Annotated in this window: 17 protein-coding genes and 2 tRNA genes; 3 read left to right on the top strand and 16 right to left on the bottom strand. The window is 43.4% G+C overall.

The features are described from left to right. Window positions 1–21: 21 nt before the first annotated feature. From NC99_RS16380 to NC99_RS16340, 8 genes are all read right to left on the bottom strand, one after another. Window positions 22–1,029: a FecR family protein gene (locus NC99_RS16380; RefSeq protein WP_162231243.1), complete on the bottom strand. Its 1,008-nt coding sequence runs from the start codon at window positions 1,027–1,029 to the stop codon at window positions 22–24. A 58-nt stretch (window positions 1,030–1,087) separates the two neighbouring features. Beyond that, the gene (locus tag NC99_RS16375) at window positions 1,088–1,657 is read right to left on the bottom strand and encodes an RNA polymerase sigma-70 factor (protein ID WP_053186117.1); all 570 of its coding nucleotides are present in this window, start codon (window positions 1,655–1,657) and stop codon (window positions 1,088–1,090) included. Window positions 1,658–1,804: 147 nt separating this feature from the next. Beyond that, window positions 1,805–3,046 (bottom strand): site-specific integrase, encoded by a 1,242-nt coding sequence (locus NC99_RS16370; protein ID WP_053186115.1) that lies wholly within the window; start codon window positions 3,044–3,046, stop codon window positions 1,805–1,807. A gap of 286 nt (window positions 3,047–3,332) precedes the next feature. Then, window positions 3,333–3,407 (bottom strand) — tRNA-Pro (locus NC99_RS16365). A 14-nt stretch (window positions 3,408–3,421) separates the two neighbouring features. After that, window positions 3,422–3,510: transfer RNA gene (locus tag NC99_RS16360), tRNA-Ser, on the bottom strand. 676 nt (window positions 3,511–4,186) lie between these two features. Further along, entirely contained in the window at window positions 4,187–5,788 is a 1,602-nt protein-coding gene (gene lnt / locus NC99_RS16350; RefSeq protein ID WP_053186108.1) for an apolipoprotein N-acyltransferase, read from the bottom strand. Continuing rightward, entirely contained in the window at window positions 5,785–6,723 is a 939-nt protein-coding gene (locus NC99_RS16345; RefSeq protein ID WP_053186105.1) for a bifunctional metallophosphatase/5'-nucleotidase, read from the bottom strand. The genes lnt and NC99_RS16345 overlap by 4 nt, the downstream gene beginning before the upstream one ends. Continuing rightward, window positions 6,701–7,456: a 5'-nucleotidase C-terminal domain-containing protein gene (locus NC99_RS16340; protein WP_053186102.1), complete on the bottom strand. Its 756-nt coding sequence runs from the start codon at window positions 7,454–7,456 to the stop codon at window positions 6,701–6,703. The genes NC99_RS16345 and NC99_RS16340 overlap by 23 nt, the downstream gene beginning before the upstream one ends. A 111-nt stretch (window positions 7,457–7,567) precedes the next feature. Between NC99_RS16340 and NC99_RS16335 the strand changes: the two genes are divergently transcribed. Beyond that, window positions 7,568–8,599 carry an N-acetylmuramoyl-L-alanine amidase family protein gene (locus NC99_RS16335; protein ID WP_082326531.1) on the top strand — a complete coding sequence of 344 codons (1,032 nt, stop codon included), beginning with the start codon at window positions 7,568–7,570 and terminating at the stop codon, window positions 8,597–8,599. Further along, the gene (locus NC99_RS16330; protein WP_053186099.1) at window positions 8,596–9,006 is read left to right on the top strand and encodes a thiol-disulfide oxidoreductase DCC family protein; all 411 of its coding nucleotides are present in this window, start codon (window positions 8,596–8,598) and stop codon (window positions 9,004–9,006) included. Before NC99_RS16335 ends, NC99_RS16330 begins: the two co-directional genes overlap by 4 nt. On the opposite strand, the gene NC99_RS16325 is transcribed toward NC99_RS16330, so the two are convergent. The 8 genes from NC99_RS16325 to NC99_RS16290 all read right to left on the bottom strand — a co-directional run bounded on the left by NC99_RS16325 (window position 9,003) and on the right by NC99_RS16290 (window position 14,488). Then, entirely contained in the window at window positions 9,003–9,545 is a 543-nt protein-coding gene (locus tag NC99_RS16325; RefSeq protein ID WP_053186096.1) for a DUF4924 family protein, read from the bottom strand. The two genes, NC99_RS16330 and NC99_RS16325, sit on opposite strands and share 4 nt — an antisense overlap. Window positions 9,546–9,547: 2 nt before the next feature. Continuing rightward, the gene (locus NC99_RS16320; RefSeq protein ID WP_053186093.1) at window positions 9,548–9,928 is read right to left on the bottom strand and encodes an RNA-binding S4 domain-containing protein; all 381 of its coding nucleotides are present in this window, start codon (window positions 9,926–9,928) and stop codon (window positions 9,548–9,550) included. Between the two features lies 1 nt (window position 9,929). Continuing rightward, entirely contained in the window at window positions 9,930–10,496 is a 567-nt protein-coding gene (pth, locus tag NC99_RS16315; protein ID WP_053186090.1) for an aminoacyl-tRNA hydrolase, read from the bottom strand. Window positions 10,497–10,582: 86 nt separating this feature from the next. After that, complete coding sequence (locus NC99_RS16310; protein WP_082326530.1) at window positions 10,583–11,215, bottom strand: 50S ribosomal protein L25/general stress protein Ctc; 633 nt, start codon at window positions 11,213–11,215, stop codon at window positions 10,583–10,585. 107 nt (window positions 11,216–11,322) lie between these two features. Beyond that, window positions 11,323–12,261, bottom strand: coding sequence for a ribose-phosphate pyrophosphokinase (locus tag NC99_RS16305; RefSeq protein WP_053186222.1), 939 nt, complete (start codon window positions 12,259–12,261; stop codon window positions 11,323–11,325). Between the two features lie 154 nt (window positions 12,262–12,415). Then, window positions 12,416–13,003: a ribosome biogenesis GTP-binding protein YihA/YsxC gene (gene yihA / locus NC99_RS16300; protein WP_053186087.1), complete on the bottom strand. Its 588-nt coding sequence runs from the start codon at window positions 13,001–13,003 to the stop codon at window positions 12,416–12,418. A 181-nt stretch (window positions 13,004–13,184) separates the two neighbouring features. Beyond that, window positions 13,185–14,165, bottom strand: a complete 981-nt coding sequence (locus NC99_RS16295; RefSeq protein ID WP_053186084.1) for a type I phosphomannose isomerase catalytic subunit — start codon at window positions 14,163–14,165, stop codon at window positions 13,185–13,187. A gap of 23 nt (window positions 14,166–14,188) precedes the next feature. Further along, window positions 14,189–14,488 carry a Dabb family protein gene (locus NC99_RS16290; RefSeq protein WP_053186081.1) on the bottom strand — a complete coding sequence of 100 codons (300 nt, stop codon included), beginning with the start codon at window positions 14,486–14,488 and terminating at the stop codon, window positions 14,189–14,191. A 134-nt stretch (window positions 14,489–14,622) separates the two neighbouring features. Here NC99_RS16290 and udk point away from each other — a divergent pair, with 134 nt between their 5' ends. Beyond that, window positions 14,623–15,228 (top strand): uridine kinase, encoded by a 606-nt coding sequence (gene udk / locus NC99_RS16285; protein ID WP_053186078.1) that lies wholly within the window; start codon window positions 14,623–14,625, stop codon window positions 15,226–15,228.

Raw genomic sequence — 15,228 nt, 5'->3', positions numbered from 1 at the left:
AATTTAATCAACCATAAGCAGTTAGTTTTTATAAATGATTACTTCGTCTTTTTGATTCGAATTTATAATTAGCTCATATTCTATTCCGTACATTCGTTCAAGGATTTTCAGGAATAGATCGAGTGGTTTTCCTTTGATAATGGTTCCTGAAATTTGAATATCGTCTGTACCTTCCCCAACAAGCTCAATATCCACGTTATACCATCTTTTGAGGATGACGGCCAGCTCGGAAAGCTTCGTTTCTTCAAGCAGGATTTTTCCATCAATCCAACTACTAAAGAATTCGGTGTTTACTTGCCTTAGACTTGCTTTACCTGTTGATTTGTTGACCGTAATCTGCTCAGATGGGTTTAGGGTTGCTAAATAGTTTCCGTGGGTGTCTTCAACTGCAACTTCTCCTTCAATGAGGGTTACCACCATCTCAGGGTCGTCATTGTACGACTCAACATTAAAAGTGGTGCCATGAACTTTAATAATCCCTGATTTCGTTTTTACTTCAAATGGAACCTTACTATTGTGGGCAACCTTAAATTGTGCTTCTCCATCCAGTATTACCGTTCTTTTCTGCGTGTCGAAAGTTGTTGGATATTTAAGTGTGGTTCCGGCGTTTAGCCAAACTTGTGAGCTGTCAGATAAAGTCATCTTGCTCATCTGCCCCCATTCCAGTTCAATACTGTTATAAGCTACTTCTTGCGACGAATAATTGAACAGCTTTGGAGCCATAATTCCAATGAGAAGCGCTATCAGGAATATTGCCGCATATCTTGAATAGTGAATGATTAGTTTTCTTGCCCGAACGCTATGACTGATCTGACTATGGATGTATTTCCAATTTTTCTCTTTGTTGATTCTTCGAATAAGAAAGCTGTTTGAGGATTTGCGGTGAATTTGTTTCGCCTGGAGCAATGCCTTTTTTGCCTCATCGGTTTCCTTGATTCGTTCAAATGCTGCTTCACCTTCCGCATCCAGGCTATTGTTCACCTTTCCGACAACTAATTCCCAAATCTCATTGTATTCGATTTTTTTCATATGCATCTAATATTGCATATAAAGGACGCACTGACCCACCAATAAGGTGACAGGAAAATCAGTTTATTTTATTCTTTTTAAAGAATAACCACAAAAGAAGGTGGTTATTACCCAGCCTGTCCCGCAAAAAAAGGTAAGCACGTGACATTTGTGTTTTAACTGTATTGACTGAGATATCAAGCATTTCAGCAATTTCCTTATAGCTCATTCCTTTGAAAGCAGCCAGTTCTAGAATTTTTTTTCGTTGTTCGGGAAGTTCTTCAATTAATTTATATACCTGAAGAATCGTTTCGTCTTTTTCAAGGTCATATTCTTCAATAGGTGTATCTTCAAGTCCTTTTATTACTGTATCAATATCTGTTTTCCTGTTTTCCGGCGAGCGCAGATAACTGTAAATGTTGTTTCTGACAGCAAGTAATAAGTAATTCTTTACAGAAGATTTAATGTCGATCGTCTCTTTGCGTTCCCAAATTCTTACAAAGCAGTCGCTAACAATATCCTGCGAAATAGCCAGGTCTCCAATTGCAGAATTCGCGTATAAGCACAGCGACGAATAATATTCGTCAAAAAGCATCCGAAATGCCTGCTTATCTCCTGATTTTATTTTATTCCAGTTGAAGTTGTCCATTAGGATTTGATGCCATGCAATTTTAAGAATTAATTTTGATTAAGTATTGTAAGTTCTTCTGATATTTTTGAACCTTCAACACGTAAATCGATCGATAAGGTCATTAGCTCGTTCGATCTCAGAGTCTTTAGATCAGCATTACTCAGCTTACTTTTTTTTTATTGCAAATTTTTCCTTGAGCCCCTTCATATCCTGACTTAATTTCACCTCGACAACTTTGGCATAGATCTGAGTCGTACTTAATTTTGAATGCCCTAACATTTTGCTAACCGACTCAATAGGGACACCATTATTCAGTGTTACAGTCGTCGCAAAGGTATGACGAGCTAAATGAAAAGTCAGGTTTTTACTGATACCGCAAAGATCAGCGATCTCTTTTAGATAGGCATTCAAATTTTGATTGGAAATCAGAGGGAATAAAGTTCCCCTTGAAACCGCCTTGGGGTGCTGTCTGTATGCTTCAATCATCTTTTCTGCCTCTGGCAACAACGGAATTGGAACCGGGTTATCTGTCTTTTCCCGTTTAGTAAAGATCCATAAACCTCCATCTATTCCTTGTTGGACATTGCTAGGGGCAAGGCGCATGACATCGCCGTAGGAAATTCCGGTATAACAACTGAAAACAAAAAGGTCACGGACATACCTTAGCCTTTCAATTTTTAAATCCTGGTTCTCAATGAGTTCAAGTTCCTTTTCAGTCAGACAATCCCGGTGAACTCTTTTAAATTTCAATCGATAGGCTGCAAATGGATTTTTCTTAATCCACTCCATCCGAACAGCTAAGTTTGCCAGTTTTCGGAGCCTTTCCAAATGCTTCATGACCCCGTTATTGCTCAAAGGTGCATGATGATCTAAGGGTTGATAGTTCCTCAGAAAATTCTCGAAATCGCAGATAAATTGATAGTTTAGCCGGTTAAGCGGAATATCCTTTCTATTTGAGTGAGACTTAAGAAACCGTTCAATGTAGTTTTTTGTCGTACGGTAATTCTTCAGCGTCCCCCACTTCAATATTTTTTGGTTGTGGCTGTCATGGTAGTCAAACAGCTCCAACAACGAATACTTCGATTCCTCCAAGCCTAAAAACCGGCTTTTAACAGCAGCTGGTGTCACTTCTTCGTTTTCAACAATCAAATCCTGATAGTGCTCAACCAAAATAGTCCGTATTTGCTCAAGAAAGGAATTCAGATTTTTATATTCGTCCGTCAACGATTTGACCTTTCCTTTTCTGCTGTCCCAATCTCTAATCGGTACCGATTTTTTGATCGACACTTCGCAACGCTGATTGTTTACTGTAACCCTTGCAAATACAGGGGCTTTACCATCTTTTGCCTTTTCTTTACGAATGACGAAATGGACTCCGAATGTGGCAGTTAATGTTTTCCGTTTCATATCAAATTAGATTAAACCAAATTAAAGGTCACCAAACAGGTCACCTGAAAAGTTCCATTTGATGTCAAAAAGTGTCAAATGGAATCACACCACAATCTTCTGTAATGCCAGTATTTACTATTCATACAGAAGAAAAGGTGACCTAAATCTAACAAAATATTTAGGTCACCTTATAGTTCACGTGGGAACTGGTTTTCTATGGTCTAAATTGATATGTTAAAAAATCAAAAAAGCCCGCAAACACTGGTGTTTGCGGGCTTTTGATGTCGTTTGATTTCCCAATCTGTCGGGATACCAGGATTCGAACCTGGGACCCCCTGCTCCCAAAGCAGGTGCGCTAACCGGACTGCGCTACATCCCGAAAATATTTTGATGCGGAGAGAGGGGGATTCGAACCCCCGGTACGGTTTGACCCGTACGCCGGTTTAGCAAACCGGTGGTTTCAGCCACTCACCCATCTCTCCTTAATGGACAAATCCTAAAATTATTTTTTTTTACAAAAGAAAGAGTACGTCGTTTAAACATCCAGCGGTTGCAGAATCAGCCACCCACCCATCTCTACTTTAATATCGTGACTTTTTTTCAACGCAATACTCACAGAACTCATGTATTCAACGGAACGAGCCCGTTTTTAATGTGCGTGCAAATATAGAACTACTTTTGGCTTTCGCAAAATTATTTCAACAAAAATACCAATGATTTTATAGCAGAGAAATGAAAAAGTCTGACGGCCAGACAAAACTGCATCCATCGGGGTTTCACGGGCATTTGTACGCAGAAAAAACAGGAAAGTTAATGGCACAAAAAACTTCTGATTCAATCTCATTATGAATCAATGAGATATTTCGATAATGTTATTAAATCAATGATTTTGCTTGGAAAGTCTGCAATCCCAACCTATATTTGGAGCAAGAAAACGTTCTTTAACAAAGATATTGTCCGCATTAATTCAAATTTGGTAAATTCAACAGTTTACATTGAACCGAGCAAGCTTTTGGACGTAAAGACAGGCCTTGTAGTCCGGCAACTGCCGGATGAGTAGTTTACTACCGGTGGAAGTCTGATCGGACAGGCACTCAAATCCTTTTAATCAGGGATTTTACGCAAACGAATTAATGCGGATTTTTTTTGTCTATTTTGTTAGATGTGTTTCGTTTTCGTTCGTACCAAAAGCGACAGCAACAGCAGAACTGAAACAAATGCGCAGACACGCCCGATGAAATCACCATACTGGACATAAAACGTAATTTCCTGGTTTGCTTTCAGCTCTCCTTTCAATGCCGATTCAGCCCACCATTCCGTTGATTTTTCGATATCTCCCCGCTGATTAATCAGTGCTGAAACGCCGGTATTAGCAGAACGCGCCACGCTCCGGCGAGTTTCAACTGCCCGCAAACGAGCGTAAGCCAACAGCTGACGATATCCAGGCGAATCTTTCCACCAACCATCATTGGTCAGAATAAAAATAAGGCCCGCATCCTGTGCCACAAACTCCCCGATGTATTGCCCAAAAACCGACTCGAAACAAATAATCGGAGCCACCTTCAAGCCAGATACGCTGCTGAAATTTGATGGTTTGTCCTGCTTCCCCAGGCTTCCGGTTGTTCCACCCAAGTCAACAATATACTTTTCAATAAACGAAAAATAACGACTGAAGGGCATCTTCTCTGTTCCGCTCACCAACTTGCTTTTGTGGTAAATTTGAATCTGAGATTGACCGTTGAGCAGTAAAACAGAATTGTATAGATCGTAATAATGGTTTTGCTCCGAATCCTTTCGGGCTGTCTCCGAGATCCGCTCTCCCTTCTCAAAGTTGCGTCGGGTATTGGCTCCCAACACAACATTCAGTGCAAGGTAACTCTCGACACGCTCATAGAAAGGCAGAAGCTGCGGATTACGACGTAGGTCCTCATTTTCAACCATCGGCTGCAGCGCTGTTTCGGGGCCAACAACAAAATCCGTAGCAGAAGTGATCAGCGAGTCGGTTAAACGCAACAAGGTATTGAGCTGACGATCCTCCGTTCCAGCTGCAAATTTCTCGTGATACGGGTCAATATTGGGCTGCAAAACAACGACTTCGTAAGCATCTCCAGTTTCGATGTAATTAGCGTAACGTTTTATGGACAGCACCATCGGCAAAAGAACCACCAGAAGGAATAAACTGGTATAGATTGCAGCAGCTCTCCAATGATGTTCGTGCACGAGAATTTTTAATCCCTGAAACAAGATTAGGTTGCCAGCCAAAATCCAAAGTGAGCCACCCAAAACCCCCGAATATTCGTACCATTGAACGAACTCGACCTGGTTGGCAAACCCATTGCCCAAAGTAAGCCAGGGCCATTCCATATCCCAATTAAAATGCAAATACTCAAAAGCCAGCCAAAAGGCCAACAATGAGATTTGCCCAAGGCTGCTGCGAAAACTACGTTTCATTTTATGAAACAGCCACCAAACGACCGCCATGAAAAGGGCATTCAGTACAACAATGACCACCATGCCAAAAGGAGCAGCATAGGCAATCCACCAACAGGTCAAAACATTCCAAAGAAAAAAACCAAGGAAAGCATACGGCAGGAAACTGACATCCGGGAATGTTGCCCGCTGCCGGAAAAAATGGTCTTCGACGAACAACAAAGGCACCAGAGCGCCGAATAAAAGCCAGGCGGGAACGAGTTCAAGCCAAGGTAAGCTCAACAACACACCACTTAATACAGTCAGTAAAACAAGCTGATATTTTTTCATTCGCTGACGGGTATATTCTGAGATAAAATCTGCTTGTCTTCTTTCTTATGGCGGTCAAAAATAAAGTCGATGCGCCCCAAAACCATACCGCCCCAGCCAGCCTGATTCACCAAAATTCGGTTTCCATCCGCGTTTTTCAGTTTCAGGGGAGAATCGAGAAAACTGTGGGTGTGCCCGCCAATAATTAAATCGGTATAATGCGTTTCGGCTGCAAGCAAACGATCAGATATTTTCTGCTCTTTGTATTGCAAACCCAAGTGCGACAGGCAAATGACCAGGTCGCAACCTTTCTCTTTTTTCAGAAATAGTTCTTTTTCAAGCGCCACTTTCACCGGATCAAGGTACTCGGTCTCGAGGTAGTTTTGGGCGCCAACCAAACCGTCAAGCTCCACGCCAAGCCCGTAAACACCAACTTTGATTCCGTTTTTGCGATAAATGTTATAGGTCGGAAAAGTATCGTACAGGCGGGTTTTTGAAAAATCGTAATTGCTGCACACGAGCGGGAACTTGGCGAAACCGATTGACTCTTCAATTCCATCCATCCCATTGTCAAACTCGTGATTCCCAATCATCCCGGCATCGTATCCCATTTCCGACATCACCTTCAGAATCAATTCGCCCTTATAATAATTAAAATAAGGTGTTCCCTGAAACATGTCGCCAGCATCAAACAGCAGTACATTTTTCTCGGTTTTCCTAATTTGGTTGATCAATCCGGACAAACGTGCAAGCCCGCCGCGTCCCTGGTACACGGAATGATCTTTCGGAAACGGATCGATATGACAATGAATGTCGTTCGTATGCAAAATACTCAAGCTAACCAAATCCTGTTTTGCCAACAAATCGGCGGGCAAGTGCACCAAGCCAAGGCCTGCTGATGCGCCAACCAAATCGCGAATAAATTTCCTCCGGCTATTCATAGTAAATCCTTCCATCTAATATTCCCTGAATTTGTCGCCCACGCTGATGTTCCAGCTCCAGTCTTTCAATCATTATATCTCTGATTTTCAACCCTGTTTCAATAAACTTTTTTCGATTAGCCAACATGCTCATGTCGTCTCCGCCTGCGGCTATATAATCATTCGTCACCACCCAATAATCCTTTTTAACGTCAAATGCTTTGCCGTCCACTTCCAAATGGCCAATTCGACCGTCAACAATCCCCAGGCGCATGCCAGCGACTCCGTCACCCCCGCGTAATGCAATTTGCTGAACAAACTGCTCCATCGTTTCACCGGACACTTTCAAAAGCACCATTTCGTTCTCAAATGGCATCAGCTGAAAAATATGGCCAACTGTTATCTCGCCTTTCGGAAGTGCCACACGTAATCCACCATAATTCATATAGGCCACATCGGGCATAAAATCGTGGTTGGCGAACTGGCAAAAGGCCACACCAGTCTCAAGTAAAATGTCGGCAACCAGGTTGGTCAATTCACTTTCGGGTTTCGCTCGCACCAAATCATCATTCGATATTGAAATGACACGCGACATATCACCTTCCAGGTTTTCACGGTAGGGAGCAACTAGCTCCGCAACATCAGCGTCACTCAGCATAACCAGCGAATCATTGGAAATATTATTCGCCTCCACACGACTGACAACCAGCTGATTATTGCACGAACACAAGATTATTAACAGGGCTATGAGGATAAATGGATAGCGCATTCGTTTTATATTTCAGAAATAAAAAATAGATTTATTCAAAATTACACTTTCATCATTTACTACAAAACATTAAACCGAGCATTTCGTTTTAACCAAAACAGTTTTAACTCCATGAGGAACAATCATTCATTCACTCTTTTGCGACTTTCATACAAGTTTTCGGCCTTTGTTTTTTTCTTGCTTGTTGTGGTATCCGCCGTGCAAGCACAGGATTATCAAACGACAGTCGCAAAAAATGGTGAAGGAATCTACAGCCTGTTGAAACGGCATGGTTTGTCGCCATCGGAGCATTTAAATACTTTTATTGAACTCAACAAAGGCAAGCTGGGCAGCAACAACTCTTTGTTTGCCGGGCAAACCTATACCCTGCCCCAACAAGAGTCAGCAAGCCAATCACCGGCAAGTGGTGGCGCAATCTATCCAATCTTCGGTAAAGCATACGAACAGGTGAACCCGATTGACAACTCACTGCAGGGCGCGGTTTACTATTTGCTGAGCGGACATGGCGGGCCCGACCCGGGAGCGGTTGGCCGATACGGTAACCACACGCTTTGTGAAGATGAATACGCCTACGATGTTACGCTGCGTCTTGCTCGCCGGTTGATTGAGCATGGTGCCTTGGTATACATGATTACACGCGATGAAAACGACGGGATACGGGACGGCAGTTTCCTGGAACCCGACAAAGATGAAACCTGCTATCCGGAATTGAGTATTCCGCGAAATCATCTGAAACGCCTGCAACAACGCAAAGACGCCGTCAATAAACTCTCGATCAAGCACAAGGGAAGCTTTCAACGATTGGTCATCATTCATGTTGATTCGCGAAGTAAAGGCGAAAATATCGACGTATTTTTTTATCATGACCAACGCTCCAAAACCGGCAAAAAGTTAGCCAACAATCTGCAACAAACATTTAAAAAGAAATACGACATGCATCAACCCAACCGGGGCTACCACGGAACCGTGTCGGACAGGAATTTGTACGTTTTGAAATACAGTTATCCTCCGGCAGTTTTCATTGAGCTGGGGAATATTAACCATTTCCGGGATCAACAACGGTTTATCCAAAGCAACAACCGGCAAGCGCTGGCCAACTGGCTGGCCGAAGGTTTGCAAACCGATTTCAAAAACAACAAATGATGCAGCCAATACCTCCTGATAAAGCCCTGGTTTTATTTGATGGATATTGCCACTTGTGCAGCTGGTCGGTTCAAATGATCTTGAAGTTTGATCATCAAAAGCAGTTTTTGTTTGCCCCCTTGTCGGGTGAAATTGGCAAGGAAGTTAAAGACCGATTGGTCATTTCAGGGGCGATCGATTCAATTATTTTGGTTGAAAACAGTCATTTTTACATTGAATCGGAGGCGGTACTGAAAATCGCAAACCGGCTGGGTGGATTTTTCAAATTGCTGCTCGTTGCCCGGATCCTGCCACGAAGCTGGCGCGATCGCTTGTACCGGAAAATTGCGACGAATCGCTTCGGTTGGTTTGGTCGACGAGCCAGCTGCCTGTTGCCAAAACCGACCGATGCGAACCGGTTTCTTTAAAATTCGAAAGTTCCTTTTTCGTGCTGCAAATAGCGAGCCGACAAGTGCCCCATCATTCTGCTGATATGATCGATGGCCGTTTGCGTTGAAGGTAAGATTTCCTTTTTCTGTAGTCTCAACAAAATAATGCTGTAAAGTGCCTGAAAAGCCAATCGAATATCGTGCTCGTCCTTGTCTGTACTTTTCTGTTTGAACTCGTTGATGACTGGTTTTGCCAACTGAAACAAAGCCGGATACTGCGGATCTTTTCCCGACTGAAGCAATTGTATGTGAAACTGGTTCAGATCGTCAATTAAGTTCAGAATAAATTGCAAATGGCCGCTTTTCGTCACCCGTTCCTTTTCCATCATGCTGGACAGGTTTTTATACCAATCGTAGATTTCCAGGCGGGTATCATCGTCCACATCGAACCGGGCAACCAGTGTTTTCCCAATTTGATCCGGATTGAAGTTTAGGGCCCTGAGTAAATCCTCAACCTGCCATAAGTAAAGAATGTACTCGGCAATATTTGTTCTTCGCTTTTCTTTCGCTATCAGCATATTTACTCCTTTTCAAAAAAATCATCCAAATCCCGACGGTCTTTCTTGGTCGGTCTTCCGGCACCTCGCTCGCGCTGAAACCAGCCCATGTGTTTCTGAATCTCCAACACTTCAAGCGCTTCCTTCGGAGTCACGTCCTCCATGTATTCACCAACCAACTTAGCTCCCATTCTTTTACCTGCCAATTGCAAAACCTTGTAGCTATAGGTTACCTGACCTTTTCGCACCCTGACAACATCGCCGATCTTAACAACACGTGACGGTTTAACAGCCATGTCATCAATAAAAACGCGTCCTTTTTTTACCGCGTCGGTGGCCATGCTCCGGGTTTTAAATACCCGAACCGCCCACAGCCATTTGTCCACGCGAATTGGATCGCTCATACTATTTACGTTTATTGAATTGATTCATCGTCCGGGCTACGCCAATGGTTCCAAAGCCTTGAATAATCTCAATGCAGGTATCAATTTTTCCGGGCAGTTCTTTCTCTTCCTCATCCGACCATTCAGACAACACGTAGTCAACCTGCTGACCCGGATGAAATTCGTCGCCAATACCGAAACGCAGGCGTGCATAATCGCTCCTTCCGGTCACTTGCTGGATATTCTTCAGACCATTGTGTCCGGCATCACCTCCTTTGGCCCGCAACCGAAGGGTTCCAAACGGAAGCGCCAGGTCGTCGGTGATAATCAAGAGATTTTCAAATGCAATTTTTTCCTTCTGCAACCAATAATTCACCGCCCGCCCACTCAAATTCATGTAAGTCGTTGGTTTTAACAGAATAAACGTTCGCGACTTAAATTTGTACTCGGCCACGTAACCGTAACGCTTATCACTAAAACAAATATTGGACGCATCAGCAAGAGCGTCCAATATTTTAAATCCTATGTTGTGCCGGGTATGCGCATATTCGCTTCCCGGATTTCCAAGTCCTACTATTAAATACTTCATCCGTAAAATACCTTAATAAAATGAATTGCTGAAGATACGGATGAAACGACCTGTGCCGGCACACCAGCCCAGGTTGTTCCGAAAGTTTATTCTTCAGATGTTGCTTCAGTTTCTGCGGCAGCTTCTTCTTCCTCTTCATCTTCAGGAAGCGGAGCCATTCCAAGAGCAGCACGGGCAGCACGGGTAATTATAATTGAAACAACCGGGACCGACTTGCTATTCAGAAACTCAATGTTGTCCAATTTCAATTGTCCCACTTTGAAACTATCGCCCAATCCCAGGTTTGTAATATCAATGGAGATGGTATCGGGAAGATCTTTAGCCAACGCTTTAACGCGCAAACGACGCAGGTTTGTTTTCAGTTTACCACCTGAACGCATCCCTTTGGCGTAACCGGTAACTTTAATTGGTACTTCGATTTTAACTGGCTTATCTTCAGTCGTTTTCAAGAAGTCAACGTGCAGAATTTGCTCATCAACCGGGTGAAACTGGACATCTTGCATAATCGCTTTGTACGTTGTTCCATCAATTTCCAGATCAATCAAATACACGTTTGGCGTGTAGATTAACGGACGGAAATCGCCGGCATCGGCCACAAAGTGTACAGGCGCTTCGTTACCATACAATACGCATGGAACTTTACCTTCAACTCTTAACTTTTTTGATTCTTTTTTACCTAGGCCTTCTCTGATTTGGCCTTTAATTGCAATTGATTTCATCTTTTAAAATTTTAGTTCATTATGATACTCAGTCCTCCCTTTTTTATTCGGGCAAACAGCATACATAACCCTTATGCCGTTGGAAAAAGCGGTGCAAATGTATTAAATTATTTGAAGAATAGCGAACTAATCGACTCATTTTTATACACTCGCTGGATGGTCTCAGCAAATGCCCCGGCAGCCGAAATGTACTTAATCTTCGTTGATTCTTTTTTAGGTGGAATGGAGTTGGTAAAATAAACTTCCTGCAAAGCCGACTCCTCAATACGCTCGTAAGCAGGCCCCGACAATAAACCGTGCGCTGCAAATGCGCGAACCGAGTTGGCTCCTTCTTTCACCATCAGGCCGGCAGCCTTGGCAATGGTTCCGGCGGTATCAATCATGTCGTCAACAATGATCACGTCCTTGTCGCGCACATCACCAATCAGGGTCATGTTCCCAACCACATTGGCTTTCGCACGCGATTTGTGGCAAATCACCATATCGGTGCCCAGCATCCGTGCGTAAGTATTGGCCCGTTTGGTTCCACCCACATCAGGCGATGCAATTACGATATCGCGCAATCCCATGTTTTGAATAAAGGGAATGAACAGAGCTGATGCAAACAAATGATCAACCGGCACATCAAAAAAGCCTTGAATTTGGTCAGCATGTAAATCCATGGTTATAATACGGTCCACTCCTGAGGCCGACAGCAAATCAGCAATAAGCTTAGCGCCAATCGATACACGTGGTTTGTCCTTCCGGTCTTGCCTTGCATACCCAAAATACGGAATACAGGCAATAATTTTGTAGGCCGATGCGCGCTTGGCGGCGTCAATCATTAGCAACAACTCGAGCAAATTGTCGGCTGTTGGAAAGGTTGACTGGACTATAAAAACGTGTGCCCCGCGAATGGTTTCTTCGAAACAGGGTTCAAACTCGCCATCGGCAAAAACCGGGCAGGAAGATTTCCCCAGGTCAACATTAACACTCTTGCAAATTTCGGTGGTTAAATACTTTGTTGCTGTACCTGTAAAAATCTTTAAAGGAGCCTTTCTTGACATGTTCTCTCTTTTAATTTTGTAGCTTGGGAATGCGCGCAAAGGTAGAAAAATCTTTAAAATAACCTTTGCACAGCGGTTGTAAGTTATTTAAAATTGATAAAAATCACAACAACTAAATCGGTTAAAAAACTGATGCACAGCCGGCATCAACAGACTAGCTACTTGTTTCAATAAATTCAAGGATGTCTTCCTTGCCGGTACCATCTTCGGCTGAACTGACAAATATCGGGGGCAACTCGGCCCAGTATTCGAGCAACTGGTCTTTATAGTCGGAAATGTTTTTGCCAAGTTTATTGGCTCCCAATTTATCAGCTTTAGTAAAAATCAGAGCAAAAGGCACTTCTTTTTCGCCCAGCCAATTGATAAATTCAAGGTCAATCTTTTGCAATTCAAGGCGTGAATCGACCAACACAAACAGGCAATACAGGTTTTCGCGTTTCAGCACGTAGTCAACAATGTAGGCCTGAAATTTTTCTTTGCTTTTTTTCGACACTTTCGCATAACCATAACCCGGCAAATCAACCAGATACCACGCTTCATTAATCAAAAAATGGTTAATCAGCTGCGTCTTCCCCGGTCGTGATGAGGTTTTGGCCAGCTTTTTCTGTCCGGTCAACATGTTGATCAACGAAGATTTGCCCACATTGGATCGGCCTATAAAAGCAAATTCGGGCTTGGTAGGTTCCGGACATTTTTGCACATCCGAATTACTCATTAAAAAGCGGGCATTTTTAATTTCCATAAGGTTGATAAATTCCAAGTTTCAAATTCCAGGTTTCAAATCCCAAGCGACCGAAGGGAGTCGCGGCGAAGTCTGGATTCCAAGTTCTAAGTTCCGCGAATTGCGGACCAACTGCCTGTTGGCAAACAGGCTTACACTTCGTGTTGTTTTGGTATCAAACAATTACCGAAGGCTAAATTTGTTACACGTGAACTTCTAAAAGCTTTAGCTCACCGTTTTTCGGATTCAGGAAAAATTGTTCCAGAACGGCTGGCACCAGAATCGTTTCTCCTTTTCCGAAACTGACGCTTCCTTCAGCATACTCCAGCTCACAGTTTCCTTCCAGACAAATATAAATCACGAAAGAGTCGAGCTTGTGAATGTCGCACTCCAGCTTTTTGTTCAGCTCCAGCACATTGGTTGTAAAATAATCACATTTCACCACCTCAACCGGTTCATTCTTCTTTGTTTCGTATGCTGTTTTGTAGGAATCCGGAACGGCGAAATCGATGGCATCCAATGCCAGCTCGGTATGCAGCTCACGGGTGTTGCCATCCGAGTCTCTTCGGTCGAAATCATAGATACGGTAGGTGACATCGGAGGTTTGCTGAATTTCGGCTACCAAAACTCCACGCCCAATGGCATGCACCCGTCCGGCAGGCATAAACAGGATGTCTCCGGCTTTTACTTCCTCAAAATTCAGGATGTCCATCAACTGTCCCGCCTCGAATTTCTCCAAATACTGTTCTTTGGTCAATTCTTCCTTGAAACCCAAATTCAGCTTTGCGCCGGGGTCAGCCTGAAGCACGTACCACATTTCGGTTTTTCCAAAAGCCTGGTGGCGCTTTTTCGAAAGCTTATCGTCCGGATGAACTTGGATCGACAAGTCGTCGTTGGCATCGATAAACTTGATTAGCAGCGGAAATTCAACGCCAAACTTTTCGTACACCCGGTCGCCAACCAGTTCGCCCATGTAAATTTCAATCAGCTCCTCCAGATTGTTTCCGGCCAAAAAACCATTTTCAACGACCGAAACCCGATCCTGAACACCACTGATTTCCCAGCTTTCGCCACAATTCGGAAGCTTGCCAAAATCTTTTCCCAAGTGCGTTTTTATTTTGTGTCCGCCCCATATTTTATCCAAATACTGAGCTTTAAACTTCAACGGATATAAACTTTTCATGTGTTATTTCTTTCAATGCGTAATTAGAATTCAAAATCAACAGCAGCCCGTTCAACGGTTGTTTCCTGAATAAGCTCCACCACTTTCAGGTGTTCCGGGTGCACTCGGTAAATATCCAGATCGGCAATGGACTCAAAATGCGAGATCAGGCAAACATCGTACGATTTTGCGTTCAGCTCATAATTTAATCCAACCTCCAAATACTTAAGCTGCTCAATCTTATCTTTTAAGGATTCGAGCGCATCTTTTATTTTACGCAACACCGCCACTTTTTCAGCTTCAGGATATCCTTTCAATTTAAAAAGAACCACGTGATTAATCATAGTCTGCAAATTTTTAGTCTGGGATTTATCTTTCGCCTGCGAAGTTAGCATTTTCCCTCCGCTGAACCACAAAACAGTCGAGGAATAATGGAAATCAGGCTGGCTTGTTTATCTTTACTTAAAATTTCATTCGAATGATCATTATTGGAATTGCCGGAGGAACCGGCTCGGGAAAAACCACAGTGGTGCGCAAAATCATAGAGCAACTGCCACCAAATGAAGTGGCGGTTATTTCGCAGGATTCGTACTACCGCGACAGCAGCCACATCCCGATGGAGCAGCGCAAAGAGATCAACTTCGATCATCCCGATTCGATTGAATTCAGCCTGCTGACCAAGCATCTTGTCGAATTGCAAGCCGGCAAATCAATTGAAGAACCAAGCTACTCGTACCTGACCTGCACCCGCCAGCCCGAAACCAAACCAGTCAGCCCAAAATCAGTATTGATTGTTGAAGGAATCCTGGTACTGTCAAATGCCTCGCTCCGCAAACTTCTGGACATCAAAGCGTTTGTTGATTGCGACTCCGACCTGCGGCTTTCGCGGGTAATCCGGCGCGACATTATTGAACGCGGGCGCGATGTGCAGCAGGTTTTGACCCGATACGAAGAAACCGTGCGCCCCAGCCACCTGCAATTTATAGAACCAACCAAACGCTTTGCCGACATCATCATCCCGCAAGGTGGAAATAATACGGTCGCCATCAACATTCTGACGAATTTCATCAAACAACACTTATAA

The organism is Sunxiuqinia dokdonensis (genome assembly GCF_001270965.1).
Classification (GTDB): domain Bacteria; phylum Bacteroidota; class Bacteroidia; order Bacteroidales; family Prolixibacteraceae; genus Sunxiuqinia; species Sunxiuqinia dokdonensis.
The sequence above is the reverse complement of the archived record's forward strand: the minus strand, read 5'-3'. Positions and strand labels throughout refer to the sequence as shown.